At 72.6% G+C, this 26372-nt stretch carries 18 protein-coding genes; 6 read left to right on the forward strand and 12 right to left on the reverse strand.

The genetic code is table 11. The features are described from left to right. Window positions 1-82: 82 nt before the first annotated feature. Window positions 83-1993 (reverse strand): MDR family MFS transporter, encoded by a 1911-nt coding sequence (locus V6N00_RS09375; protein WP_334231827.1) that lies wholly within the window; start codon window positions 1991-1993, stop codon window positions 83-85. 12 nt (window positions 1994-2005) lie between these two features. Continuing rightward, window positions 2006-2530, reverse strand: coding sequence for a MarR family winged helix-turn-helix transcriptional regulator (locus tag V6N00_RS09380; protein ID WP_334231828.1), 525 nt, complete (start codon window positions 2528-2530; stop codon window positions 2006-2008). 85 nt (window positions 2531-2615) lie between these two features. Between V6N00_RS09380 and V6N00_RS09385 the strand changes: the two genes are divergently transcribed. After that, on the forward strand, window positions 2616-3266 hold the full coding sequence (locus V6N00_RS09385; protein ID WP_334231829.1) for an MBL fold metallo-hydrolase: 651 nt from the start codon (window positions 2616-2618) through the stop codon (window positions 3264-3266). A gap of 279 nt (window positions 3267-3545) precedes the next feature. Continuing rightward, the gene (locus V6N00_RS09390) at window positions 3546-5540 is read left to right on the forward strand and encodes a hypothetical protein (RefSeq protein ID WP_334231830.1); all 1995 of its coding nucleotides are present in this window, start codon (window positions 3546-3548) and stop codon (window positions 5538-5540) included. Window positions 5541-5555: 15 nt separating this feature from the next. On the opposite strand, the gene V6N00_RS09395 is transcribed toward V6N00_RS09390, so the two are convergent. Continuing rightward, window positions 5556-6794: an ROK family transcriptional regulator gene (locus V6N00_RS09395; protein WP_334231832.1), complete on the reverse strand. Its 1239-nt coding sequence runs from the start codon at window positions 6792-6794 to the stop codon at window positions 5556-5558. Window positions 6795-6873: 79 nt separating this feature from the next. On the opposite strand from V6N00_RS09395, the gene xylA reads away from it, so the two are divergent. Both xylA and xylB read left to right on the forward strand, forming a co-directional pair. Beyond that, window positions 6874-8052 carry a xylose isomerase gene (xylA, locus tag V6N00_RS09400; protein WP_334231833.1) on the forward strand — a complete coding sequence of 393 codons (1179 nt, stop codon included), beginning with the start codon at window positions 6874-6876 and terminating at the stop codon, window positions 8050-8052. 3 nt (window positions 8053-8055) lie between these two features. After that, the gene (gene xylB / locus V6N00_RS09405; protein ID WP_334231835.1) at window positions 8056-9522 is read left to right on the forward strand and encodes a xylulokinase; all 1467 of its coding nucleotides are present in this window, start codon (window positions 8056-8058) and stop codon (window positions 9520-9522) included. A 137-nt stretch (window positions 9523-9659) separates the two neighbouring features. Here the strand turns inward: xylB and V6N00_RS09410 are convergent, their stop codons facing one another. The 5 genes from V6N00_RS09410 to V6N00_RS09430 form a co-directional block, all read right to left on the reverse strand. Next, window positions 9660-10742 carry an aldose epimerase family protein gene (locus V6N00_RS09410; protein WP_334231837.1) on the reverse strand — a complete coding sequence of 361 codons (1083 nt, stop codon included), beginning with the start codon at window positions 10740-10742 and terminating at the stop codon, window positions 9660-9662. A 162-nt stretch (window positions 10743-10904) separates the two neighbouring features. Then, the gene (locus V6N00_RS09415; RefSeq protein ID WP_334231839.1) at window positions 10905-13226 is read right to left on the reverse strand and encodes a glycoside hydrolase family 3 N-terminal domain-containing protein; all 2322 of its coding nucleotides are present in this window, start codon (window positions 13224-13226) and stop codon (window positions 10905-10907) included. 67 nt (window positions 13227-13293) lie between these two features. Next, complete coding sequence (locus V6N00_RS09420; RefSeq protein WP_334231840.1) at window positions 13294-14166, reverse strand: carbohydrate ABC transporter permease; 873 nt, start codon at window positions 14164-14166, stop codon at window positions 13294-13296. A gap of 1 nt (window position 14167) precedes the next feature. Then, window positions 14168-15073 carry a carbohydrate ABC transporter permease gene (locus tag V6N00_RS09425; RefSeq protein ID WP_334231842.1) on the reverse strand — a complete coding sequence of 302 codons (906 nt, stop codon included), beginning with the start codon at window positions 15071-15073 and terminating at the stop codon, window positions 14168-14170. Next, a complete protein-coding gene (locus V6N00_RS09430; RefSeq protein ID WP_334231844.1) occupies window positions 15070-16380 on the reverse strand; it encodes an extracellular solute-binding protein in 1311 nt (436 codons plus the stop codon). The genes V6N00_RS09425 and V6N00_RS09430 overlap by 4 nt, the downstream gene beginning before the upstream one ends. 169 nt (window positions 16381-16549) lie before the next feature. Between V6N00_RS09430 and V6N00_RS09435 the strand changes: the two genes are divergently transcribed. Both V6N00_RS09435 and V6N00_RS09440 read left to right on the forward strand, forming a co-directional pair. Beyond that, window positions 16550-17569 carry a LacI family DNA-binding transcriptional regulator gene (locus V6N00_RS09435; protein WP_334231846.1) on the forward strand — a complete coding sequence of 340 codons (1020 nt, stop codon included), beginning with the start codon at window positions 16550-16552 and terminating at the stop codon, window positions 17567-17569. Window positions 17570-17668: 99 nt separating this feature from the next. Beyond that, on the forward strand, window positions 17669-20281 hold the full coding sequence (locus V6N00_RS09440) for a DEAD/DEAH box helicase (protein WP_334231848.1): 2613 nt from the start codon (window positions 17669-17671) through the stop codon (window positions 20279-20281). A gap of 27 nt (window positions 20282-20308) precedes the next feature. Here V6N00_RS09440 and V6N00_RS09445 read toward each other — a convergent pair whose 3' ends face one another. The 4 genes from V6N00_RS09445 to V6N00_RS09460 form a co-directional block, all read right to left on the reverse strand. Beyond that, complete coding sequence (locus tag V6N00_RS09445; protein WP_334231850.1) at window positions 20309-21805, reverse strand: AAA family ATPase; 1497 nt, start codon at window positions 21803-21805, stop codon at window positions 20309-20311. 141 nt (window positions 21806-21946) lie between these two features. Then, window positions 21947-23212, reverse strand: coding sequence for a TerC family protein (locus tag V6N00_RS09450; protein ID WP_334231852.1), 1266 nt, complete (start codon window positions 23210-23212; stop codon window positions 21947-21949). Between the two features lie 284 nt (window positions 23213-23496). Beyond that, the gene (locus V6N00_RS09455) at window positions 23497-24966 is read right to left on the reverse strand and encodes an MFS transporter (protein WP_334231853.1); all 1470 of its coding nucleotides are present in this window, start codon (window positions 24964-24966) and stop codon (window positions 23497-23499) included. 121 nt (window positions 24967-25087) lie between these two features. Beyond that, on the reverse strand, window positions 25088-26302 hold the full coding sequence (locus V6N00_RS09460; protein WP_334231854.1) for a TerC family protein: 1215 nt from the start codon (window positions 26300-26302) through the stop codon (window positions 25088-25090). Window positions 26303-26372 lie beyond the last annotated feature (70 nt).

The raw sequence follows: 26372 nt of genomic DNA on the forward strand, positions 1-26372 counted from the left end.
TCCGTGAGGACGCCGGGCCCGGAGGCGCCGATGGGCGGCACCCGCCCGGTGGGCCGGTGCCGCCCCTGGAGTGCGTGCCGGGTCAGCGGCGCGCGGCCTCCAGTGCGTCGTCGTGGTCGGCGTCGAGGTCCTCGACGCCGGTCACACCGTCGTCCGCGCGGTGCTCCGCCCGGTGTTCAGCACCGTGCGTCGCCGGGGCGGCGTGCCGGCCCCGGCGGACCGGTGAGCCGTCCGCGTCGCGCTCGTCGTCGGCAGCGGCCGCGGCGGCGTGCCGACCCCGGGCCGGGGCGGTGTCCCGGCCGTGGGCGTCGTCGGCGGTCGTGCCGGAGACGGTGCCCGCGGCGGTGACCCCGGAGGCCGCAGCCGCGACGATCGGGATGGAGCCCGACGGCGGGGTGGCCTTGGCGGCGTCGACCGGCTCGGCGCTCGGCTTGACGTCGATGGTCGTGCGGAGCGTCTTCTCACGGATCAGCAGGACCGCGATCAGGACGACGACCGCGACGATCGCGGCGTACCGGAAGATCAGGCCGGTCGCGTCGCCGTAGGCGCCCTGGATGATCTCGCGGATCGGGCCGGGCAGGGCGTTCAGGTCGAGCGAGGCGCCGGAGCTGCCGCCGGTCGACCGGATGCCGTGGGCCGCCAGGCCCTGGGTGGTCAGGTCGGTGACCCGGTTGCCGAGGACCGCGCCGAGCACGGCCACGCCGATGGCGCCGCCGAAGGAGCGGAAGAAGGCCACCGAGGCGCTGGCCGCGCCGATGTCCTGCACCCGCACGGTGTTCTGGACGGCGAGCACGAGGTTCTGCATCAGCGCACCGGTGCCGAGGCCCACGAGGAAGATGTAGACACCCACCTGCCACAGGGGCGTGGTGTGGTCCAGCGTCGAGGCGAGCCCGAGGCCGGCGATCAGCAGCACGGAGCCGATCACGAGGTAGCGCTTCCACTTGCCGAAGCGGGTGATCAGCTGTCCGGCGACGGTGGTCGCGATCAGGTTGCCGAAGATCATCGGCAGCATCAGGAGGCCGGCCTCGGTCGGGGTGTACCCGCGGGCGATCTGGAAGTACTGGCCGAGGTAGGTGTTGCCACCGAACAGGCCGATGCCCACGGCCACCGAGGCGATGATGGCGAGCGCCGTCGTGCGCTCCGAGACGATCTTCAGCGGCACGATCGGCTCGGTGACCCGCGACTCCACGAAGATGAAGAGGGCGATCAGCACGATGCCGCCACCGACCATCCAGATGGACTGGGGCGACCACCAGTCGTAGTAGTCGGCCTTGCCGGCGAAGGAGACCCAGATGAGGAGCAGGCTGACCGCCGAGGCGAGCAGCACGGCGCCGAACCAGTCGATGGACACCTTGCGCTTGACGTTCAGGTGGCCCAGGTGCAGCTTCAGCTGGATGATGACGAGCGCGATGACGGCCAGCGGCACGCAGACGAAGAACGTGCCCCGCCAGCCGAGCGAGCTGTCGACGATGACGCCGCCGAGCAGCGGACCGCCCGACATGGCCACGGCCATCACGCCGCCCATGTAGCCCGAGTACCGGCCGCGCTGACGCGGCGGGATGATCGTGCCGAGGATCGCCTGGGCGAGAGCGGTCAGACCGCCCATCGCGAGGCCCTGGACGACGCGGCCGATCATCATGACCGGGATGGTCTGCGCCAACCCGGCGCCGATGGAGCCCAGCACGAACATCACGATGGACACCTGGACGAGGAGCTTCTTGTCGAACAGGTCGGCGAGCTTGCCCCAGATCGGGGTGGAGGCGGCGTTGGACAGCAGCGCCGCGGTGATGATCCAGGCGAAGTCGGTCTGGGTGCCGTGCAGGTCGCCGACGATGCGCGGCAGCGCGTTGGCGACGATGGTCGAGGAGAGGATCGCGGTGAAGAACGCCGCGAGCAGGCCGGTCAGGGCTGCCAGGATCTCCTGGTGGGACATGTGCGGTTCGTCGACGGGCGGGGTCGCCGCCGGCCGTTCCGCTGTGGTGGTGCTGCTCATGAAGGGTTTCCTCTACGCGATCTTGATGGCGGCTTCGGGAGCGCTCGCGGGCGCCTCCCCCGGGTCCCCGTCGTGACGGGGCCGGACGTTCTCGTGCTGGGCGATCTGGAAGACCTCGCTCAGTCGGCCCAGGGTTCGGGTGGCGGTCTCGGCCTCGGCCTCGTCCCACCCCGTCAACAGGTCTTTGAGGCGCTGCGTGCGCTCGGCGTTGACGGCGCCGACCAGCCCGCGGCCGGCGTCGGTGACCGAGAGCAGGCTCGCGCGACCGTCGGCCGGGTCGGGGCGCCGGCTCAACAGCCCCCGCTCCTCCAGAGCCGAGATCTGGCGGCTCAGGGCGGACGTGCCGATCCCGAGGTCGTCGGCCAGATCCGTCGCCCGCCGCTCGGAGGCGCTGCAGAGCATGTAGAGGATGCCCACGTGGGCCATCCCCACCCCCTCGGCGGACGGGCTCTGGTGCGCCGTGACGTGCTTGATGATGCGCTGCAGGCGCATGATCTGCTCCACCAGCGCCGCGGCGGTTCCCTCGGTGACGGTCATGATCTCCTCCGTCGTTTTGTTGACCTAACCAACAATAGGAGGATTGTTTGCTTAGGTCAACTAACTTCGTCGTTATGCTGCTCACATGCCGAAGATCACCGTCACCGACCTGACCGATGTAGTGCTGCGCAGCACCAGTGTCGGCCCCATGGACAACAACGTCTACCTGCTCACCGGCCGCCGCTCCGGCGCCCAGGTGCTCATCGACGCCGCCGCCGACGCGCCGGCGATCGCCGAGCTCATCGCGTCCGCCGCGACGGACTCCCCCGCCGATTCGAAGCTCGAGCTCATCATCACGACGCACCAGCACCACGACCACGTGGGCGCCCTCGCCGAGGTCGCCGAGAAGACGGGCGCCCGCACTGCCGCCGGACGTGACGACGCCCCGGCGATCGACGTGCCGACCGCCGTGCTGCTCGACCACGGCGACGTCGGGCAGTTCGACGGTTTCGCGCTCGAGGCGATCGCCCTGCGCGGGCACACCCCGGGATCCGTCGCGCTGCTGCTGCGGGACCCGGAGGGACCGGACCACCTGTTCAGCGGCGACTCCCTCTTCCCGGGCGGCGTCGGCCGCACGACCAGCCCGGAGGACTTCCGCTCCCTGTACCGGGACGTCGTCGAGCGGGTGTTCGAGGAGCTCGACGACGACACTGTCGTCCACCCCGGGCACGGCCTGCGCACGACGCTCGGCGCGGAGCGCCCGTCGCTGCCCGAGTGGGAACAGCGGGGCTGGTGACGGGGACGGAGTGATCCCGGTGCCGTCCGTCCGTGCTCACGCGGACGGGCGGCACCAATCCGGGGGCCGGGTGTACTCCGAATCCCTTCCGCAGAGGCAGTCGAGCGGGAACCGGCGTGCGCGCCGAAACGGTCGGCTGGAGCCGGGGGGCCGTCGAGCGGACTGATCGCGCCCGGGTGCGGGTGCGGCACTCCCGAGCGAGACGAGGACCTACATGGTCACTCCTTCGTCGTGCGGCACTCCTCCGTCCTGCCGCATCCTCCCCCACCGGTGCGACCTGTGAGCGCGGCCGTCGACGCGGCGTCCAGCCCGTGGCCCCCGGCCGTCGACCGCCGGGCGGGCCGCCGCCCCACCGTCGGTGAGGCGATCCGATCCCTGCCGTGGCTCGTCGTCGTCCTCGTGTGCAGCGGTGTCGCGATGATCCCGTCACTGTCCGGCACGCCCGGCGGCGTGACGGAGGAGGCAGCCCTGACGGGCCGCGCCTTCTCTCTGACGCATCTCGACACGGTCGTACCGTCGGCGTGGACGGCGCAGCCCCCGCTCGGATGGATCCAGCTCGGCCTGATCACCCACCTCAGCGGCGCCTTCGACCGGCACGAGCTGGCGATCGACGCCACCCGGGAGACGGTGCTCGTCGCCACCCTGGTCAGCACCGCCCTGGTCTTCTGGGTGTGCCGGCGTCTGCCCCTCTCCCGTCCCGCGGCGACGCTGGCCGCCGCGGCGTTCGCCCTGACCCCGCTCGCGCTCGCCGAGCACCGCCTCGTGGTGGCTGAGAACCTGGCCACCGGCTGGTGGCTGCTGGCCGTCCTCGTGGCAACGGTCCACCGGTGGCGCCTCGCCGCCCCCGCGACGGCGGTGTGTCTCGGGATCGCCGCACTGACCGCGCCGTCGTTCCTCCTGGCCGGGGTCCTCCCGCTGTGGCTCCTGCTGCGGGTCGGCCGGGACGATCGGTCGCCCGACGGCCGTCCCGCAGCGCAGGACCGGTCGATGCTGCTGACCGGCGGCGTCCTCCTGGCACTGGCCTGCGGGTACCTGCTCGTCGTCGCGGTCTTCACCATCGCGGCCGGTCCGGCGGGATCGCCGGGTTCCGGTGCCGCCCGTCCGCTGGGAGACGCGATCGCCGCCTGGTGGGCCCTCGATCCCGTCTCCGTGACCATCGGGACGCTGGGCACGCTCGGCGCGCTGCTGATCCGCCGGGTCCGCCCCGTCGCGGTGACCGCAGCACTGATCACGGCCGCCCTGCTGCTGCCCGGTCTCGACGTATCCCCCTCCGCCGTCGTTCCCCTGGCGGCGCTAGCAGCCATCGGCGTCGCCGCGGTGGCGGAGCGGGTCACCGTGTCGGCGCTCCGCTCCACGTCCCGTCGTCGCGCCGCCCATCGTCCCGTCCTCGGCCCTCGGGCAGCCGTGGCCGTGGTCGCTCTCGTGGGCACCGTCGCCGCCGGGCTGGCCGTGTGGCCGGGTCGCTGGGCTGCGACGGCGTCCGCCGACGCCGATCCGGCGGCGTCCCAGGCCCAGCGGTGGGTGCTGCAGAACGTCGCCCGGGACAGGCGCGTCGTCGCCGACGACGCCACCTGGGTGGCCCTGCTGCACGCCGGCTTCAGCCCGGCCCGCCTCGTCCGGTACGGCGCCGAGGACGAACGCGTCGCCCTTTCCGAGCCGACACCGGACGCCCTGCGCGCCGTCGACTACGTCGTCGCGAACACCGCATTCCGCGCGCTGGCCGACCGACCGGGTCCGGTCGCGACCGCCTTCGAGGGGGCCACCCTCGTGGGGTCCTTCGGAACCGACGCCGACCGTGTCGTGGTCTGGCAGATCGAACACCGTGCCGCCACGGCCCCGGCCGGACCCTTCCTGGTCCCGCAGCACGTCGACGCGGAGCAGCGGCGCGCGCGGAGCTCGGCCGGCGCCGGCCTCCTGGCGGATTCCCGGCTGACGCTGACCGCCGGGGACCGGGAGCTGATCCGCAGCGGGCGGGTCGACACGCGGGTGCTGCTCCTGCTGGCCCGACGCATCGCCGACTCCCCGGTCACCGTGGCGGCCTTCCCCGCCGATCCGGGGACGGACGGCGCGGACCGGCACCGGGTGCTCATCAGCTCCGACGCCGGTCGACCGACCGTTCTGGACAGCGCCACCGCCGCCAACCTGCTGATCTGGGCGCGGTCGCTGACGGGCCCGCTGGCGCCGCAGTCGGTCGACCCGACCGCACCGGGCGTGCTCATCGCGTACCCGCTCGGCGAGCCTGCGCACCTGCCCGGCGTCGACGCGGCCGGATGACGCGAAGCGGCGTCCTCAGCCGCGAGCGCGGCGGGCGCCGTCGATCCAGGCCGCCGGCCGGTCGACGACGCCCTCGAGCACGGTGATCGCGGCGCCGGTCGCGGCGGGAGCGCGGTCCTCGACGTGCTCGTCGACCGTGACGGTGGGGCCGCCGAACCGGCCCGCCAGCACGCGGGACCCGAGCCTCGCGGCGAGGTCCGGGGCGATCAGGGCGCCCAGCCGGCCGAGGTGACCGCCGAGGACGACGGCGGGGATGTCGAGCAGGTTGACGGCGCTGACGAGGGCGGTCTCCAGTGCTCCGGTGGCGGTCGCCAGGGACTGCAGGGCGGCCTCGTCCCCGGCCCGGCAGGCGGCGGCGAACTGGTCGATGCCGGCCGTCGTGGGCAGCCCGGCGGCGGTCTGCAGCGCCCGCAGCCCGGCGTAGCGCTCGAGGCAGCCGCGCGAGCCGCACGGGCAGGCCGGACCGTCGGCGTCCACGCACACGTGCCCGATCTCCCCCGCCCAGCCGTGCTGGCCGCGCATCACCCGGCCGCCGAGCACCGCGGCACCGCCGATGCCGATCTCGCCCGAGAGGTAGATGAAGTCCTGTGGTCCGTCCGGGCGGCCCGGGACGGGCTGGGCGACGGTCACGGCGGCACAGTCGGCCTCGTTGCCCACGAGCACGGGCCCGAGCTCCGGTGCCGCGAGCATGGGCTCGGGGTCGAGGGTGGGCCAGCCGAGGTTGGGCGCCCGCAGAAGCGTGCCCGTCTCGGGGCGCACGATGCCGGGCAGCGCGAGCCCCGTCCCGACCAGCGTCCGGTCCTCCCCGCCGGCGGCGACCACCCGCGTCCCGCACGCGCCCATCAGTGGCAGCACCTCGGCGGGGTCGCTGCCCACGAAGTCACCGTCGACGGCCTCCTCGGCCACCACGGTGCCGTCCAGCGCCACCAGCCGTGCCAGCAGGAACGTGGCGTTGACCTGCAGGCCGAGCGCGCACAGCCGGTCGTCGGCGACGACGGGCGTCGCGGGACGCCCGAGCCCCCCGCCGACCTTCGCGACCTCGCGCACGAGGCCGCCGGTGAGCAGGTCGTCGACGAGGCGGGAGACGGTCGAACGGGTCAGCGCCGTCGCGGCGGCGACATCGGCGCGGGACATCGCCGTGGGCGCGCCGAGGACGATGCGGGCGACGAGCGAGAGATTGTGCTCGCGCAGCGTGGCCTGGGTCGCGGCCGCCGCCGGTCGAGGCCGCGCGGGGGCACCGGTGGCGGTGTTCACGGCATTGACTGTAGCCGACGTCACTATTATGTTGTGTGAAGCAACAAATGATGGACGACGGTTTCACGAAGGAGCCACGATGGTGCGCCAGCCCACGAAGGACGACCAGTTCTCATTCGGCCTCTGGACGGTCGGGTGGACGGGCATCGACCCGTTCGGATCCGCGACCCGGCCGAGCCTGGACCCCTGGCAGTACGCCGAGAAGCTCGCCGAGCTCGGCGCGTGGGGCATCACGTTCCACGACAACGACGTCTTCCCGTTCGACGCGGACGAGCAGACCCGCCGCCGCATCACCGGCCAGCTCAAGGACGCCGCCGACAAGGCCGGCCTGGTGATCGAGATGGTCACCACCAACACCTTCACCCACCCCGTCTTCAAGGACGGCGGCCTGACGTCGAACGACCGCGGCGTGCGCCGCTTCGGGCTGCGCAAGGTGCTCTCCGCCGTCGACTTGGCCGCCGAGATGGGCGCCAGCACCTTCGTCATGTGGGGCGGCCGCGAGGGCGCCGAGTACGACTCCTCCAAGAACCTCTTCGCCGCGATGCAGCGGTACAAGGAGGGTCTGGACACCGTGGCCGGCTACATCAAGAGCCAGGGCTACGACCTGCGCATCGGCCTCGAGCCGAAGCCCAACGAGCCGCGCGGCGACATCTTCCTGCCCACCGTCGGGCACGCCCTGGCGCTGATCGCCGAGCTCGAGCACGGCGACATCGTCGGCCTGAACCCCGAGACCGGCCACGAGCAGATGGCCAACCTCAACTACACGCACGCGCTGGCGCAGGCGCTGTTCAGCGGCAAGCTGTTCCACATCGACCTGAACGGCCAGAAGGGCCTGAAGTACGACCAGGACCTCGTGTTCGGTCACGGCGACCTGCTCTCGGCGTTCTTCACGGTCGACCTGCTCGAGAACGGCTTCCCGGGCTCCCCCGACGGCCCCCGCTACACCGGGCCGCGGCACTTCGACTACAAGCCCTCGCGCACCGAGTACTTCGAGGGCGTGTGGAAGTCGGCGGAGGCCAACATGGCCACCTACCTGCAGCTGGCGGAGAAGGCCCGGGCGTTCCGCGCGGACGACCGCGTGCAGGAGGCCATGCGCTACGCCGGCGTTGCCGACCTCGCCGAGCCCACGCTGTCCGCCGGGGAGTCCGTGGCGGACTTCCTCGCCGCCGACGACGGGTTCGACCTCGACGCCGCCGCCGAGCGCGACTACGGGTTCGTCCAGCTGCACCAGCTCGCCCTCGAGCACCTGATCGGCTGACCCGTGGCCCTCGTCGCCGGCGTCGACAGCTCGACGCAGTCCTGCAAGGTCGTCATCCGCGACGCCGCGACCGGGGCGCTCGTGCGCTCCGGCTCGGCGCCGCACCCCGACGGCACGGAGGTCGACCCCGAGGCCTGGTGGTCCGCCCTGCAGGCGGCCGTCGAGGATGCGGGCGGCCTGGAGGGCGTCACCGCGATGGCGGTCGGCGGCCAGCAGCACGGCATGGTCGCGCTCGACGCCGACGGCGCCGTCATCCGGCCCGCGCTGCTGTGGAACGACACGCGTTCGGCGGACGCGGCCGAGGACCTCGCCCGGGAACTGGGCGACGGCGACCTCGGCCGCGGCCGCGACGCGCTGCTGGAGGCGGGCGGCTCGGTGCCGCTGGCCTCCTTCACGGTGACCAAGCTGCGGTGGCTCGCCGACCATGAACCGGACAACGCTGCGCGGGTGGCCGCCGTCGCCCTCCCCCACGACTGGCTGACCTGGCGGCTCACCGGTTCGACGGACGTCCGCACGCTGACCACGGATCGCTCCGACGCGTCCGGCACCGGCTACTGGCACCCGGCCTCGGGGCAGTACCGGTGGGAGCTGCTCTCCCGGGCGCTGCACCGCGACGTCGGCCCCGACGAGCTGGCGCTGCCCCGCGTCGCCGAGCCGTTCGAGGCGGTCGGGACGACGGCGGCCGCCGGTGCGATTCCCGCAGGCATCACGCTGGCCCCCGGCTGCGGCGACAACGCCGGTGCGGCCCTCGGCCTCGGGCTCGCCCCGGGCCAGGTGTTCGTCTCGATCGGCACCTCGGGCGTGGTCGCCGCCGTCGCCGGGTCCGCCGCCGCGGACCCGAGCGGCATCGTCGCCGGTTTCGCCGACGCGACGGGTGCGTTCCTGCCGCTCGCGTGCACGCTCAACGGGACCCGCGTCCTCGAGGGCGGCCGGCGCCTGCTCGGCGTCGACCACGCCGACCTCAGCGCGCTGGCCCTGGCCGCACGGCCCGGCGCCGGCGGCCTCGTGCACGTGCCCTACCTGGAGGGTGAACGCACCCCGAATCTCCCGCGGGCCACGGGTTCGCTCCACGGCATGACACCCGCGTCGCTGACCCGCGAGAACCTGGCGCGCGCCGTCGTCGAGGGGCTGCTGTGCCACCTCGCCGCGGCCCTGGACGGCATCCGGGCGCTCGGCGTCGACGTCGCCGAGGTGACACTCGTCGGCGGCGGCTCCCGCTCGGAGGCCGTGCGCCGGCTCGCTCCCGGCCTGCTCGGGGTGCCCGTCGTCGTTCCGGCGCCGGGCGAGTACGTGGCCGACGGCGCCGCGCGGCAGGCGGCGACCGCCGCCGCCGGTGCGGGCACGCTCGTGGCATGGGAGCGCAACGGGGACGAGCGGTACACGGGCGAGGCGCAGCCGGACGTCCGTGCGGCGTACGACCGGCAGGCCGCCCGGGAGGCCGAGGCGTTCGCACCGACGGCAGGCGCCTGAGCACCGCGGTCTCCACCACCACGCGCCGACGACTTCCGGGGGGGACCTGCTGACGGGCGGGCCCACCCCGGTCGCACGACCGGGGTGGGCCGGGTTCCCGGCTGCCCCCTGCTGACGCCCGTCGGCGGCACGGCGGGTCAGTCGGCGGTGCGGAACTCCCAGCGGATGTGCACGCGCCGCGTCTGACCCGGCTGCAGCACCGTGGACGGCAGGTCCGGTCGGTTGGGGGCGTCGGGGCACTGCTGCGCCTCGAGGGCCACCCCGTCGCCGGGCCGGTAGAGGGCGCCGCCGTGACCGGGCACGCCGGTCGCCAGGACGTTGCCCGTGTACACCTGCACCGAGGGCTGGTCGGCGAGCAGGCGCACCGCGCGGCCGGTGCCGGGCAGGCTCAGGTCCGCGATCTCCCGCAGCCCCTCCCCGTCCGGCAGGTACGGGTGGTCGATGCCGCCGACCGCGGCGACCTGCGGCACCGGTCGCCGGCGGGCGCGGCCGAGATCCACCCCGTCGCGCAGGTCCAGGCCCGCGTCGGCCACGTCGACGACGTCTCCCGGGATGCTGGTCGCGTCCACGGCCAGCACCCGCCCCGCGGGGACCCGCAGCACGTGCTCGTCCACGCTGCCGTGGCCGGCGAGGTTGAGGTAGAGGTGGCTGGTCAGGCTCACGGGCGTGGGCGCGTCGGTGACGGCCTCGATCGCCAGGTCCAGCGTCGATCCCTCGACCGTGTACCGGGCGGTCACGTCGAGGCGCCCGGGAAAGCCGCCGTCCCCGTCGGGACTGGTCAGCGCGAGCTCGAGGGTGAACGGCGTGTGCGCGGTGACCTGCCAGTGCCGCCGGTCGAACCCGGCGGCACCGCCGTGGAGGGTGTTGTTCCCGTTGTTCGCGTCGAGGGTGTACCGCTGCCCCTCGAGGTCGAAGGCCGCGCCCGCGATCCGGTTGGCGAACCGGCCGATCAGCCCGCCCAGGAAGGCGTCGGGATGGGCGAGGTAGCCGGCCATGTCGGCGAAGCCCAGCGCGACGTCGGTCCAGGCGTCATCGGCCCTGCGGTCGCGCAGCCGGATCCGGTTCACGGTCGCGCCGCGGTCCAGGAGGGTGACCGCGAGCGCCTCGCTGCCGATGACCAGCGCGGTGACCGGATCACCCGACGCGTCGGTGCCGAACCGGCGCGACGAGCCAGGCGCCTCCTCCCGTGTGTCCACGGACGCCTCCACGGCCTCGTTCACGGTTGTGCTCCTGTCCTCGCACGTCGGGTCCGGTCCACCATCTCACGCGCCACGACACCCGCCGCCGGCACCCGCCGGTCGCCGTCCGTCCCGCGGTCCCCCGGCCGCGGGACCGGACGCCGCTCGTGGCGACAGCCGGGGACGACCGTCACCGGTGCGGCGTCACTGCCGTTCGAGTGTCCACGGGGTCGTGAGCACACGCCCCTCGGGCACCACGCGCCGTTGCCCGATGAGGGTGAAGGGCAGCTCCGCCGGCAGGTCCCGGCTGGACGTGCCCACGCGCAGGCTCATCGCCCCGGGCTCGACGATGCGCTCCAGCGACGTGCCCGTGAAGGAGGTGCGGTCCGCGTGCACCCGGAACCGGACGCACGCCGACTCACCGGGCTCGAGGCTCACCTTGGCGTAGCCGATGAGCGCGATGATCGGCCGGGTGACCTCGGCGACGTCGTCGTGCAGGTAGAGCTGGACCACCTCGGTGCCGCGCCGCTCGCCCGGGTTGCTGACGGGAACGCTGACGACGAGCTCCCCGTCGACGGCGATCTCGGTGCGGTCCAGGGACGGTTCGCCGAGGCTGAGCCGGGTGTAGCCGAGGCCGTGCCCGAACGGGTAGAGCGGCCGCGGGTCCAGGTTGGAGACACCCTCGCTGAACCAGCCGAGCGGCGGCGCCAGGTAGGTGCCGGGCTGGCCGCCGACGGTGGCGGGGATGCCGACCGGGAGGCGGCCGGAGGGGTCGACGACGCCGGTGAGCACGTCGGTCAGCGCCGCGCCGCCCTCCTCGCCGGGCATGAACGCCTGGACCACGGCGGCACAGCGGTCGGCGTACGCGCCGAGCGCGTAGGGGCGGCCGGAGACGACGACGAGGACCACGGGCGTGCCGGTCGCGAGCACCGCCTCGACCAGGTCGCCCTGGACGCCGGGCAGGCGCAGGTCCTCCGCGTCGCAGCCCTCCCCCGAGGTGCCCTGACCGAAGAGGCCCGCGAGGTCGCCGACGGCCAGCACCGCGACATCGGCGGCTTTCGCGAGGTCGACGGCGGCGTCGATACCGGACCGGTCGGCCTCGAGCACGGGGGCGCCGAGCGTGTGGGTCACGGCGTCGCCGAGCCGCTCGGTCAGCGCCTCCCGCAGCGAGTCGACGCGCAGGCCCAGTCCGAGGTCGGGGTAGCGGCCGAGCACGTGGTTGGGGAACGAGTAGCAACCCATGAAGGTGCGGGCCTCGTCCGCGCACGGCCCGATCAGGGCGACCGACGTGCCCTCCGCGAGCGGGAGGACGCCGTCGTTGGCCAGCAGCACGATGCTCTGCTCGGCCACCTCGCGAGCCAGCTGCCGGTTCGCCGCGGAGTCCAGGTCCCGGTCGGCGCCGACGGTCTCGGGGTCGAACCCGGGGTCGAGCAGGCCGAGATCGATCTTCTGGCGCAGCACCCGCTCGACGGCGGTGTCGATCGCGGCCTCGTCGAGCAGGCCGGCCTCGACGGCCTCCGCGAGCCGCGCGTACGTGCCGGTGTTGGGCAGCTCGACGTCCAGGCCGGCGCCGACCGCGAGCGCGGCGGCCTCGGCCGGCCCGCCGGCGATGCGATGCATGGTCTCGAGGAAGGTCACGGCCCAGTAGTCGGAGACGACGACGCCGTCGAAGCCCCACCGCTCGCGCAACACCCCGGTCAGCAGGTCCCGGTTCGCGCCGGCGGGCACACCGTCGACGTCGGAGTAGGAGTTCATCACCGAGCGAGCGCCGCCCTCGCGCACCGCGACCTCGAACGGGTAGAGCATGACGTCCTCGAACTCGCGGGGCCCCATCGGCACGGGCGCGTGGTTGCGGCCGGCACGGGAGGCGGAGTAGCCGGCGAAGTGCTTGAGCGTCGCGTGCACGCCCGCGGACTGCAGGCCCCGCACGTACGCGGCGCCGAGGGTGCCGACGAGGTACGGGTCCTCTCCCGTCGTCTCCTCGACGCGGCCCCATCGGTAGTCGCGCACGACGTCGAGCAGCGGGGAGAGGCCCTGGTGCACGCCGACCGCCGCGAGGTCCGCGCCGATGGCGTGGGCCATCCGCTCGATGAGGTCCGGGTCGAACGTCGCGCCCCAGGCGATCGCGGCGGGGTAGACGGTCGCCCCGTAGGCGGTGAACCCGGTCAGGCACTCCTCGTGGGCGATCGCGGGGATGCCGAGCCGGGACCGGTCCACGACCTGCCGCTGGTAGTCGCGCAGATGCGCCAGGCCGTCCTCCACGGACACCGGCTCGGTGCCCCAGTTGCGGGTCAGGTGACCGAGCCCGTCGCGGGTCGCGTCGTCCCAGGTGACGCCGGCACTCAGGCCGCTCTCCATCGGGGCGACATCACCGGCGATCTGTCCGGCCTGTCGCGGCGTGGGCCAGAAGCTGCCGAGCTGGCCGATCTTCTCCGCGAGGGAGAGTTCGGCGAGCAGGGCGGCCACCCGGGACTCGGTGGACTGCTGCGGGTCGTTCCAGAGATGCTGGTCGTTCCGGAGATGCATGAAGCTCCTGGGGACGGGCACCGGGACCGGTGCGAGACAAGGACAGAGAAAGGAGAAGGAGACGGGGTTACTTCGAGAAGCCGGCGGTCAGGCCCGAGACGAGCTGCCGGCGTCCGACGGCGTAGGCGACGAGCAGCGGCAGGACCGAGAGCACGACGGCGGCCAGGACGGCGGGCACGTTGACCGTGAAGGCGCCCTGGAAGGACCACAGCGACAGGGGCAGCACGCGCTCGCCGGCGCTCTGGGTGAGGATCAGCGGGAACAGGAAGCCGTTCCACACGTTCAGTGCGTCGTAGATCGCCACGGTGATGATCGCCGGCCGGGCCAGGGGCACCGCGAGGGACCACAGCATCCGCCAGGGGCTCGCGCCGTCGACGGTCATCGACTCGAACAACTCCCCCGGCACGTCCCGCAGGAAGTTGACGAGGATGAGCACGGTGATCGGGATGGCGAAGGCGATGGACGGCAGGATCAGCGCCCACAGGGTGTCGTAGAGGCCCAGCTGCACGATCAGGTAGTACACGGGGATGATCACGCCCTGCAGCGGGATCGCGATGCCGAGCAGCAGCGCGTCGAAGAACCGCCGGGAGAACCGTGACGGGTTGCGCACGATCACGTACGCCGCGAGCAGGCAGACGAACACGGCCACGGCCACGCTGACCCCGGTGACGATCACCGAGTTGAGGAAGTAGGTCGCGAAGTCGGCCTTGAGCACCTGCCCGTAGGCGGCCAGCGTCGGCGCCGTCGGGATGGAGAGCGGGTTCGCGGAGAAGTACTCGGCGCGCGGGCGCAGGCTCGTGACGACGATGTAGTAGATCGGCAGGATCGTGATCGCCAGCCAGAGCCAGCCGAGGATCCCGCCGATGAGGTTGGGGGCCTTGCGGCCGCGCAGGCCGAGGGAGATGGCGGAGGGCTTCCGTTCGCGCAGGGCGATGGCCATGTCAGGCCCCTTCCAGGCGGCTGGCGGCGTTGGCGCCGCCGCCGAGTCGGTTCAGTGCGAGCGAGACGGTCAGGCCGACGACGACGAGGAGCACCCCGACGACGCTCGCCCCGCCCATGTCGTAGGAGCGGAAGCCGCGCAGGTACATGTCCAGCGGGAGGATCCGCGTCGCGTCGCCCGGTCCGCCGCCCGTCATGACGAAGATCAGGTCGAAGTACGTCAGGGAGCCGACGATCATCAGCGTCGAGGACGTGATGATCGTGTTGCGCACCTGCGGCAGCGTGATGTGCAGGAACGAGGTGACCCGGCCGGCACCGTCGATGCGGGCCGCCTCGTACATCTGCACGGGGATCTGCCGGACGGCGCCCTGGTAGAGCAGGGAGTGGAACGGGATGAACGACCAGGAGACGACGAACAGCAGGGTGGGCATCGCGAGGGCCGGGTTGCCGAGCCAGTCCTGGTTCAGCCAGTCCAGCCCGAAGGCGCGGCCGAGGCCGAAGTTCGGGTCCAGCAGGGCCTTGTAGGCGATGCCGATCGCGGCCGCCGAGAACAGCAGCGGCAGGAAGTACAGGACGGAGAGCACCGCCCGGTACCGCTCCTGACCGGCCATGAACACGCCGAGCAGCAGGCTCACGGGGAACTGGACGAGCCAGCTGGCGGCGGTCAGGATGAGCGTGAGGCCGAAGGCGCGTTGCGTGGTGGGGTCGCTGAGGATGCGACCCCAGTTGTCGGCACCGATCCACGAGGGGGTGCCGAGGCCGTCCCACGAGGTGAAGGACAGCGCCACGACCCCGACGAGGGGAATCAGCGCGAAGACCGCGAAGAACGCGAGCGCCGGCGCCGCGAGCCAGGCCGAGGGGCCGGTGCGCGCACGCTCACGCGCACCGGCTCGTCGTGCTGGACTCACTTGGCCGCCTTCATGGCGTCCGCGAACTGCTGTGCCGTCCCCTGGCCCAGGAACAGCTTGCCGAGGTTCGTCAGCAGGGTCTGGGACTGACCGGAGGTGAGCGCCTGGTCCCAGGAGAGCTCGAAGTTCGGCGCGTTCTTGACCATGCCGTAGGCGTAGGTCAGGAAGTCCTTCTGGTCCGAGGCGGAGAGCTTGCTCTCGGCGTCCTTGGTGACCGGGACGTTGCCGCCGTCGATGAGCGACTTGACGTAGGTGTCGTCGAACAGCGCCTCGTTCAGGTACTGCGTCGCCGCCTTCTTCTGCGCATCCGTCGCGGACGCGGAGATCGACCAGAAGTTCGCCGGGTTGCCGACGATGTCCTTCGGGTCGCCCTTGCCGCCGGCGACCGACGGGAAGTTGGCGTAGCCGAGCTTGCCGGCCTTGACGAAGTCCGGGTTGTCCGTGAGGAAGCTCGCGTAGACCCAGGCGCCCTGCAGGAGCATGCCCGCCTGGTTCTGGTGGATGAGGGCGACGTCGGCGCCCGAGTCCGCGGTGACCGAACCGTAGCGGTCACCGAACGCCCCGGCCTTGACCAGCTGGGAGATCATGTCGAGGGCCTTGAGCATCGCCGGGTCGCTCCAGGCGGACGCGTCGCCGGCCTTGATCTTGGCGAACAGCTGCGGGCCTCCCACGCGGTCCGCGAGGTACTCGATCCACATCAGCTCGGGCCACACGCTCTGGCCGGCGAGGGCGATCGGCGTCTTGACGCCGGCCGCCTTGAGCTTCGCGACGTCGGAGAGCAACTCGTCGAAGGTGGTCGGCGCAGCGCTGATGCCGGCCTTCGTCATGAGGTCCTTGTTGGAGAACAGCACGACCGGCTGGGCGTTGTTGTTCGGGACCGCGTAGACCTTGCCGTCGACCTTGCCGGATTCGAGCACCGAGGGCAGGATCCGGGACTGGAGGTCCTTCGTCGAGTCGGTCAGGTCGACGACCTTCTTGTTCTGCACGTACTCCTTGAGCGTGCCGCCGGTCCAGTTGTAGATCAGCGTCGGGGCGTTGCCGGAGCCGACCGCCGTGCGGATCTTCTCCTTGTACGCGTCGTTGGCGAAGAACTGCGAGTCGACCTTGGCGTCGCCGTGGGCGCCGTTCCACTCGTCGAACGAGTCGTGGAACGCCTGCTCGGCGCCGCCCGTCAGAGCCCACGCGGAGAATCCCGACCCACCGTTCGCTCCGCCCGCACCGCCCGGCTTCGCTCCCCCGCCACAGCCGGTGAGCGCGAGCGCCGAGGCGACGGCGACCGCCACCATGCCCGTCCGTAGTCCTCGCATGGCCATCCTCATTTCTGCGCAACGTTGCGCTGTTGTTTCCGTCACATGACACGCTAGAGCAGCGCATCAGCGCGGGACAAGAGGGATCGACGACTTTTTTCTTCCACGCAACAAATAAGCTAGGGCGCGGCGATGGACGAAACGTTTCGATCTGACCTACGGTGTCCCCATGGAGCGGGTGGGCCTCGGCGAGGTGGCGAGAGCGGCGGGTGTGTCCAAGGGCACCGCATCGAAGGTGTTCAACGGGCGCCACGGCATCTCCGCGCAGACGGCCGCCCGGGTGCGCACGGCCGCCCATGAGCTCGGCTATGTGTCCACCGAACGGACACGTCCGGGCGGGCCGCCCACCGTGTGGGTCGTGTTCGACACGCTCGCCAACCACTACGCGGCCACCGTCCTGGACGGTCTGCTCGCTGAGGTGCACGCCCTCGGCGCCGTCGCCGTGATCGCCCGCTGGGGCGACGCGCGGGGGCCGGCGCCCCGCCCCGCCACCGCCGAGTGGATGCAGTACGGGTACGCCAACGGCGCCGACGCCTTCCTGCTCATCACGACACCCGTCGACGACGCGCAGGCGCGGACCGCCCGCCGCCTCGGCACCCCGCTCGTCGTCATGGACCCCTCGACACCCATGCCTGCCGGGGTGCTCTCGGTGGGTGCGACCAACTGGCGCGGCGGCATGCAGGCCACGGAGCACCTGATCGGTCTCGGCCACCGCCGCATCGCGTTCGTGGGGGCACCCGACTCGTCGACGCCGGGCGAGGAACGACGGGCCGGCTACGTCGCGGCGCTCGCGGCGGCCGGCCTCCCGGTCGACGATCGGCTCATCGTGCCCGGCGCGTTCCGCTTCGAGGACGGGCTGGCCGCCGCGGACCTGCTCGCCGCCCCCGAACCGCCCACCGCGGTGTTCGGGGCGTCCGACGCCGTCGCCCTCGGCGTCCTCGAGGCCGCGCGCCGGCTGGGCAGGCTGGTGCCGGAGGACCTCTCGGTGATCGGCTTCGACGACTCCTACGCCGCGTCCAGCGCCTCTCCCCCGCTGAGCACCGTCAACCAGCCCCTCGCCGAGATGGGGCACGTCGCCGTCCGGTCCGCCCTCGCCGGCGTGCGCGGAGAGGCCGCGACGTCGGCCCCCGTCCAGCTCGGCACGCGGCTCGTCGTCCGGTCCTCGACGGCGGCACCGGCAGCGGACTGAGCCCGTCCCGCCGACGTCGCGCGACGCCGGTCCGGCCGCCGTCGAGCGCCGTCGCGCACGGCCGGGCGCCGTCGTGCCGGCCGATAGGCTGGACCCACCATGCTGCTGACCGAGTACGCCGCCGCCCACGGGGTCACCGGCGCCCCCCTCCGACCCATCGATCAGCGGACCACCGGACCGGACGACGCCGCGGGCGCCCCGACGCCGGAACAGGTGTACGACGCGTTCAACGGCTGGTGCAGCGGGCGCGGCATCGAGCTCTACCCGGCGCAGGACGAGGCCGTGCTCGAGCTCGTCTCCGGGTCCCACGTGATCCTCGCGACGCCGACCGGCAGCGGGAAGTCCCTGGTCGCCGTCGCGGCCCACTTCGACGCGCTGATGCGCGGCCGGCGCAGCTACTACACCGCCCCGATCAAGGCGCTCGTCTCGGAGAAGTTCTTCGACCTGTGCGCGGTGTTCGGGCCGATGAACGTCGGCATGGTCACCGGCGACACCGCCGTCAACCCGGACGCGCCGATCGTGTGCTGCACCGCGGAGATCCTCGCCAACCTGGTGCTGCGCGCGGGCCGGCACGCCGACGTCGAGACCGTCATCATGGACGAGTTCCACTTCTACGCGGACCCGCAGCGCGGCTGGGCGTGGCAGGTGCCGCTGCTGGAGGCGCCGCAGAGCCGGTTCCTGCTGATGTCCGCGACGCTCGGCGACGTCACCCGGTTCGCCGACGGGCTGACCGAGCTGAACGGGAAGCCGGCGGCGGTCATCGCCAATGCCGAGCGGCCGGTCCCCCTGTCCTTCGAGTACGCGATGACCCCGGTGCACGAGACGGTCGAGGAGCTGCTCACCACCCACCGGGCGCCCGTCTACATCGTCCACTTCAGCCAGGCGGACGCCGTCGAGCGGGCCCAGGCCCTGATCAGCCTCAACCCGGCGAGCCGCCAGGCCCGCGACGCCATCGCCGAGGCGATCGCCGGGTTCCGGTTCGCCGCCGGCTTCGGCCGCACCCTGTCCCGGCTGCTGCGGCAGGGGGTGGGCGTGCACCACGCGGGCATGCTGCCCAAGTACCGCCGCCTCGTCGAGCAGCTCGCGCAGGCCGGGCTGCTGGCGGTCATCTGCGGCACCGACACCCTCGGCGTCGGCATCAACGTGCCGATCCGCACGGTGCTGATCACGGCGCTGAGCAAGTACGACGGCACCCGCACCCGGGTGCTCACCGCCCGCGAGTTCCACCAGATCGCCGGGCGAGCCGGCCGGGCCGGGTACGACACCGCCGGCACCGTCATCGTGCAGGCCCCCGAGCACGTGATCGAGAACGAGAAGGCCCTGCAGAAGGCGCGGGACAAGTTCGGCGACGACGCGAAGAAGCTGCGGCAGGTGACGAAGAAGAAGCCGCCGACGGGCTTCGTCTCGTGGGGTGAACCGACGTTCCGCCGGCTGGTGGAGGCGCCCCCGGAGCCCCTGCTCTCCAGCTTCACCGTCTCCCACGCGATGGCGCTCAACCTGCTCGAGCGGGACGAGGACCAGGTCGCCGCCATGCGCCGGCTGATCGAGGCGAGCCACGAGCCGCGGCAGCGGCAGCTCGTGCTGCTCCGCCGTGCCCTCGGCATCCTGCGGGAACTGCTCGCCGGCGACGTCGTCGAGCGGGTCCCGGACCCCGTCCCCGGCGGACGGGTGCTCGCCCTGCAGGTGGACCTGCAGCCGGACTTCGCCCTGAACCAGCCGCTCTCCGGCTTCGCGCTGGCAGCCCTGTCGATCCTGGATCCGGACGAGCCGGCGTACGCGCTGGACGCGGTCTCCGTGATCGAGGCGACCCTCGAGCCGCCCCGGCAGGTGATCGCCGCCCAGGCCAACCGGGCCCGCACCGAGGCGGTCGCCGCGATGAAGGCCGACGGCGTGGAGTACGAGGCGCGGATGGCGCGGCTGGAGACGATCGCACACCCGCAGCCGCTGGCGGAGCTGCTGGAGAACGCGTTCGAGACGTACCGCCGCGGGGCGCCGTGGCTCAACGACTTCGCGCTCACGCCCAAGTCCGTGGTGCGCGACATGTACGAGCGGGCGATGGGCTTCACCGAGTTCACCGCCTTCTACGGCCTGGCCCGCAGCGAGGGGGTGCTGCTGCGCTACCTCGCGGACGCCTTCCGGGCGCTGCGCCAGACCATCCCCGCCGACGCCCGGCGGGAGGACCTGGGGGACCTGGTGGCGTGGCTGGGCGAGCTGGTGCGGCAGGTCGACTCCTCCCTGCTCGACGAGTGGGAGCAGTTGCTCGACCCCGAGCACGTGGAGGACGCCGTGCGGGAGCACGAGCGGACCGGCGTCGAGGCCGCGCAACCCGCCACCCCCGTCACGGCCAACGCCCGCGCGTTCCGGGTCATGGTCCGCAACGCCCTGTTCCGGCGCGTGGAGCTCTTCGCGGCCGAACGCGAGGAGGAGCTCGGGGAGCTCGACGGCGACGCCGGATGGGACGCGGACCGGTGGGGCGCCGTCATGGACGACTACTTCGACGAGCACGAGGAGCTGGGCACGGGGCCGCAGGCGCGCGGGCCGGCGCTGCTGATCATCGACCAGACTCCCGGCCGCTGGCGGGTGCGGCAGATCTTCGACGACCCGGCCGGCGACCACGACTGGGGCATCAGCGCCGACGTGGACCTGGCGGCCTCGGACGAGGCGGGCGCGGCGGTCGTCACGGTGACGGACGTGGGCCGCCTCGGCGGCTGACGCCGTCTTCGAGCCAGCTCGACATGCTCAGTGCGTTCCGTCGGTCGCGTCGAACCATTCGCCCTGCCCGGCCGGATGGTCGCCGACCTCGACGACGTAGCCACCCGTCCCCTCGCCCTCGGGTGCGCCACCGCGCGCACCCCCGAGGATGGCGCGGGTCAGGTCCCCGGCCGACTCCAGCAACTCGTCCGCGGACGCCTCCAGGTGCGGGTCGAGGACGGCGCCGTGCTCTAGGTCGGCGCCCGCCCGGCCTGCCCGCAGCACGGCCCGGCGCACCAGCTCCTTCATGAACGACGCGGTCGTCCCGGCACTCCGGTCGGCGATCCGCGCCACCGTCGCCTCGCCGACCGGGATCCCGGCCGCGTACCGCCGCAGCAGGCGCTCGCGCTCGGGCCGCCCGGGCCGGTCGATGTGCACGGCGAGGTCCACCCGGCCGGGCCGCTGCACCAGGGCCTCCTCGAGCAGGTCCACCCGGTTGGTCGTCATCAGGAACGCCACGTCCGCGTCGGCGTCGAGGCCGTCCAGCGCATCGAGCACCGCGAACAGCAGGGGGTTGCCGCCGGGCGTGTACCCGCGGTCCGCGGCCACCAGGTCGACGTCCTCGAGCACGACGACGGCCGGCGCCAGCGCCCGGGCCAGCGCCGCGGCCTCGGCGATCATGGCGAACGCGCTGCCCGAGAGCAGGATGACCGTCGCCCCCGAGGCGCGTCCGATCAGGTGCCGCACGAGGTGGGTCTTGCCGGTGCCCGGCGGCCCGTGCAGCAGGAGCCCGCGCTTGACGTGCTGCCCGTACCGGCGCAGCAGCGCCCGCTGCCGGTCGGTGTGCAGCACATGCTGCTCGACGGCATCGAGCACCCCGGCCGGCAGCACGACGTCGTCGCGGGCGACGTCCGGCCGTGGCAGGAAGGTCAGCCCACCGGAACTCGGGTCGTAGTCGGAGGCGGTGAATCCGAGCACCTGCCCGCGCAGGACGCTGTGCTCGCGCATCAGCGCCGTGACCCGTTCGACGAGCCGCTGGGCCGTGGCCCAGTCCGGGGCGAGCACCTCCAGCGAGGCGGCCGGGCGGCCGTAGTGCGGGACCGCGCCGCGCTGGACGACCGCGACCGGTGTCCCGTCCAGGCTGAGCAGCCGCACGCCCAGCCCGACGACGCGGCAGACGGCGGTGGGCCCGGTCGCGGCGGTCCGGTGGTCGACCGCGCCGACGGCGACGGACGCGCCCCAGGAACTCGACAGCAGGTCGACCAGCGACTGGTGGTACCGCTCGTCGCCGCCGGCGATGCCGACGGTCCGGGCCGTGCCGCCGCCGGCCTCGGCCAGCCGGTCCAGGGCGATGTCCGCGTCGACCAGCCGGTGCGCGGGCAGCTGGTGGGTCAGGACGTCGACCTCGCGCAGCGGCCGACCCAGGTGCTCCTCGAGCAGGAGCTTCAGCGGGGTGCCGTCCTGGGGTCCGGCGGTGGGGCGGCGCAGCAGGTCCTGCACGAGGGCGGCGAAGTCCTGCAGGAATCGGTCACGGTCGGCGTCCATGCGCACACTCTAGGGTGCGGGCCGCCGGTTCGGGACGGGTCGGACGGACGAACCCCCACGCCAGCTCGTCAATCGATGGTCCAGGCGGGCCGAATTCCGCCCCGATCGTGCATCTATCGACGAGCTGGCGGGGGTGGGTGGTCAGCCGTGCTCGGGCTTGCTCACCGCGTCCGCCTCGGCGGCCGGGACGTCCTCGGGGGCCGGGGCCGCGCCGGTGCGCTGGAACTCCCGGTGCTTGCCGCGGGCGCGGTCGAGCAGGTCGTGGAAGTGTTCCTCGGACGTGATCAGTTCGTCCCGATAGCGCGGGGAGACGGTGCTCAGCTTCTCCCGCAGCCGGGCGCCCTTCGCGGCCAGCTTCTCCCGCTCGGGGGCGGGCGCCTCCTGCGGCAGCTCGACGTACTGCTGCGAGACGGTCTGCACGCCCCCGATGATCCGCAGGGCGCGGCCCTTCGGGCTGTACAGGGAGGCCAGGACGGTCACGACGAGCACCCCGACGATGACGCCGAGCGAGAGCCCGGTGCTCACCTCGACGACCGTGACGTGCTCGCCGTCGTTGATGAACGGGAGGTTGTTCTCGTGCAGGGCGTGCATCACGAGCTTGACGCCGATGAACCCGAGGATGACGGCCAGGCCCCACGAGAGATAGATCAGCCGGTCGAGCAGTCCGTCGATGAGGAAGTACAGCTGGCGCAGGCCGAGCAGCGAGAAGGCCACCGCGGTGAACACCAGGTACGTCTGCTGGGTCAGGCCGAAGATCGCGGGGATGGAGTCGAGCGCGAAGAGGATGTCCGTGCCGCCGATGGCCACCATCACCAGCAGCATCGGCGTCATCATGCGCTTGCCGTTCCTCCACGTGAACAGCTTGTCGCCGTCGTAGTAGTCCGTGGTGTGCATGAACCGCTTCGCGATGCGCGTGACGACGTTGTCCGCCTCGTCCTTCTCCCCGCCGGAGACCTCGCCCTTGATCAGCGAGCCGGCGGTCAGCAGCAGGATGAGGCCGAACAGGTAGAACACCCAGGCGAACTCGTTGATCAGCCCGGCGCCGACGAAGATCAGCGCGGTGCGGGCGATGAGCGCGAAGGTGATGCCGAACAGCAGCACCTTCTGCTGATCCTCCCGGGGCACCGTGAACGAGGCCATGATGATGAGGAAGACGAAGAGGTTGTCGACCGAGAGCGCCTTCTCGGTGATGTACCCGGCGTAGTACTCGCCGGCGTACTGGCCGCCCCACAGGACGAGGACGACGAGGCCGAACACCAGGGCGATGCCGACGTAGATCGAGGACCAGACGGCCGCTTCGCGCAACGTGGGTTCGTGGGCCTTGCGGACGTGGAACACGTAGTCGAAGGCGAGCATGCCCAGGATGACGACGACGGTGACGATCCAGACGGCGGGCGAGACGTCCATGGGACTCCCTCTCGGGGACGGGGAACGGGGACAACCCGTCCCGGCCCACACACCGTGGTACCGGAACGGAGCGCCGTAAGTCTCTCCACCGCCTGAGGCTGCGCCGGATCCGTGGATCCGGCGCCTCGGGCTGGTCGCTGCGTCCGGCCGGTCACCCGGCGTGCTGACGTCCGCAGCGCGGAAGGATACTCCCCTACGTCTGCATCGAGCCTAGCAGAGCGTGGTCCGCGCACACGGCCGGCTCTGTCACGATCACGTACCGCCAGACGACGCCGGACGGTCCGTCAGAGCGCGTTCGCCGGACGGGTGGCGCGGTGCGTGAGCCGCAGGACCGACGCGATCGCGATGCCGAGCAGCACGACGGCGGCCAGGTTGAGGCCGAGGAAACCGGTGCCCGCGAGGAGGGCGCCGGCGACGGCGCTGCCGACCGCGCCGAAGGCCCCCATCAGGGTGTCCGAGACGCCCTGCGCCAGGACGCGGGAGGCCGGGTCCACGCTCTCGGCCAGCAGCGTCGAGCCGGCCACGGTCGAGGCGGACCAGCCGAGGCCGAGCAGCAGCAGGCCGACGGTGACGACCGGCACGTGCGCCTGCCCGAGCCCGGCGAGCACGACGGCGAGCACGAGCACCGCCTGCCCGGCCAGCAGCGTCGCCGTCCGGCCCCACCGGTCCGTGCACCAGCCCATCACCGGGGAGAACGCGTACATGCCGAGGATGTGCAGCGAGATGGTGAGGCCGATCAGGGCGAGCAGGTCCGGCTCGTGCAGGTGGGCTGCCGCGTCGGCCGGCTGGGCCGCGTTCAGGTGCTGCAGGTGCAGGGGCGTCATGGACATGACGGCGACCATCGCGCCGTGCGCGGCGAGCACGCCGAGCAGCGCGGCCAGCGCCCGCGGTTCGCTCCGGATGGCCGTCCATCCCTGGCGCAGTGCGGCGGGTCCGCGTGGGGCGGGCCCGGCGGCGCGTCCGGCCGCGGACGCACGGGCGGTCAGCAGCGGATCGGGCCGCAGGGCGAACAGCAGGATGAGGGCGCCAACGGCCATGCCCGCGAGGGAGATGACGAACGGGCCGGCGATCTCGGGCAGGCCGAGGGCGCGGCCGAGGACGGCGCCCGGCCGGACGAGGTTCGGGCCGGCGACGGCGCCCACGGTGATCGACCAGACGACGATCGACAGGTCGCGCCCGCGCCGGGCGTCCGTCGCCAGGTCCACCGCGGCGAACCGGGACTGCAGGTTCACGGCGGTCGCGAGGCCAACCAGCGCGGCGCCGACCAGCAGCAGGGCGAAGAGCCCGGTCAGGACGGCGAGCACGATGACGGCGCAGCCGACCATCGCCCCGGCGAGGCCGGTGACGAGGGCGATCCGCCGGCCACGGCGCACCGCCAGCGCCGAGAGCGGCACCGCGACGACGGCGGCGGCCAGGGTGAGGGCCGTCGTCGTCGCGCCGGCCCACGTCTCCGAGCCTGAGAGCCGGACCGCGAGGATCGAGCCGAGGGCGAGGGTCGAGCCGTTGCCGAGACCGCTGAAGAGCTGCGCGACGGCGAGCACGCCGACGGTGCGCCGCTGCAGGGACCGCGTCGGGTCACCGTCCGCCGACGGGTCCGTTGCCCCGTCGCCCGCAACCGCGGTGTCCACGCCCGTGTCGTCCCGAGCGGGTCGCCGACCGGCCGAGCGGTCCGCCGCTGGACCGGCCGGCTGCTCGGTCGAGAGGTCCAGCGGCGGGCCTGCGGGCGGTTCTCCGGCGGGCGGTGTCGACGTCATGACGGCAGCGTAGCCCGGCACCCGCCGCCCACCGGCCCGCTCACCGATGCATGAAGGCGAAGGCCGTCAGCGGCCCGTCCGGCCGGTCATCTCAGAGCGAGCGGGCGGGTCGCAGACGGACTCAGCGGCCGCCGTCGGACCGGCGTCGCTCGTGCAGGTCCCGCGCCTCACGGTACTGCTGGCGCACCTCGTCGTCGGGGTCGAGGTCGGACGAGTCGGCGCGGGTGTTGTTCGCCGCCTCGACGGCCCGGTCCCGCGCGGTGACGACGCGGTGGAAGGCGTCCTGCCGGTGCTCGACGGCGGTGTCCTCCCCGAGGCCGCGGTAGGTCTCGATGGCGGCCTTGAGCTCGGCGACCGCCTGCAGCGCCTTCGCCTTCGGGCTGAGCAGGCTCGCCACGGTAGCCACGACGATCACCCCGACGATCACGACGAGCGAGACGATCGTCGGGATCTCCGGCGCCCACTCGATGGGGTGGCCGCCGTTGATGAAGGCGACCTCGTTCTCGTGCATCGCGTGCAGCATGAGCTTGATGCCGATGAACGCGAGGATGACCGAGAGCGCGTGTTTGAGGTAGATCAACCGCTCCATCAGGCCGCCGAGCAGGAAGTACAGCTGCCGCAGGCCCATCAGCGCGAGGATGTTGGCGGTGAAGACGATGAACGGGCTCGTCGTCAGGCCGAAGATCGCCGGGATCGAGTCGACCGCGAACATCAGGTCGGTCACGCCGAGCGTGACGAACACGAGGATCATCGGCGTCCAGAGGCGCCGTCCGTCCTGGACGGTGCGCAGCCGGTTGCCGTCGAACTCGTCGGTCACGGGCACGACCCTGCGCAGCCGCGAGATCAGCGGATTGTCCCCGCCCTCGGACTCCTGCTCCCCCGTGTCACGGGCCTGCTTCCAGGCCGTGTAGAGCAGGAACACGCCGAACAGGTAGAACACCCAGCTGAAGGTGTCGATGATCGCGGCGCCCAGGCCGATGAAGATGCCCCGCAGCACGAGCGCGATGATGATGCCCACCATCAGCACTTCCTGCTGGTATGTCCGGGGTACCCGAAAGCGGGCCATGATGATGATGAAGACGAAGAGATTGTCGATGCTCAGGCTGTACTCGGTGACCCAGCCGGCCACGAACTGGCCGGCGTGCTCGGCGTCGACGACGAGGAGCATGACCACCGCGAAGGCCAGCGCGAGTCCCACGTAGAAGGCGACCCACAGGCCGGCCTCCTTCATCGAGGGGATGTGCGGCCGTCGGTAGACGTAGAGCAGGTCGAACAGCAGGACGGCGATCAGGACGACGAAGGTGCCGACCTCGAACGCCACGGGAAGCTGCGGCATGAAGTGCCTTTCGGGTGCGAGGGAGTCCCATAGGTCTCTCCGACACACCGACGCTCGTGAGCCGCGGGCA

The sequence above is a fragment of the Tersicoccus mangrovi genome (genome assembly GCF_036881825.1).
Lineage (GTDB): Bacteria > Actinomycetota > Actinomycetes > Actinomycetales > Micrococcaceae > Tersicoccus > Tersicoccus mangrovi.

Coding starts and splice junctions, on each gene's coding strand:
- V6N00_RS09440 (WP_334231848.1), top strand. CDS start 17,669: ATGCTGCTGACCGAGTACGCCGCCGCCCACGGGGTCACCGGCGCCCCC.
- V6N00_RS09380 (WP_334231828.1), bottom strand. CDS start 2,530: ATGACCGTCACCGAGGGAACCGCCGCGGCGCTGGTGGAGCAGATCATG.
- V6N00_RS09445 (WP_334231850.1), bottom strand. CDS start 21,805: ATGGACGCCGACCGTGACCGATTCCTGCAGGACTTCGCCGCCCTCGTG.
- V6N00_RS09455 (WP_334231853.1), bottom strand. CDS start 24,966: ATGACGTCGACACCGCCCGCCGGAGAACCGCCCGCAGGCCCGCCGCTG.
- V6N00_RS09415 (WP_334231839.1), bottom strand. CDS start 13,226: ATGCATCTCCGGAACGACCAGCATCTCTGGAACGACCCGCAGCAGTCC.
- V6N00_RS09460 (WP_334231854.1), bottom strand. CDS start 26,302: ATGCCGCAGCTTCCCGTGGCGTTCGAGGTCGGCACCTTCGTCGTCCTG.
- xylA (WP_334231833.1), top strand. CDS start 6,874: ATGGTGCGCCAGCCCACGAAGGACGACCAGTTCTCATTCGGCCTCTGG.
- V6N00_RS09435 (WP_334231846.1), top strand. CDS start 16,550: ATGGAGCGGGTGGGCCTCGGCGAGGTGGCGAGAGCGGCGGGTGTGTCC.
- V6N00_RS09420 (WP_334231840.1), bottom strand. CDS start 14,166: ATGGCCATCGCCCTGCGCGAACGGAAGCCCTCCGCCATCTCCCTCGGC.
- V6N00_RS09375 (WP_334231827.1), bottom strand. CDS start 1,993: ATGAGCAGCACCACCACAGCGGAACGGCCGGCGGCGACCCCGCCCGTC.
- V6N00_RS09430 (WP_334231844.1), bottom strand. CDS start 16,380: ATGCGAGGACTACGGACGGGCATGGTGGCGGTCGCCGTCGCCTCGGCG.
- V6N00_RS09450 (WP_334231852.1), bottom strand. CDS start 23,212: ATGGACGTCTCGCCCGCCGTCTGGATCGTCACCGTCGTCGTCATCCTG.
- V6N00_RS09385 (WP_334231829.1), top strand. CDS start 2,616: ATGCCGAAGATCACCGTCACCGACCTGACCGATGTAGTGCTGCGCAGC.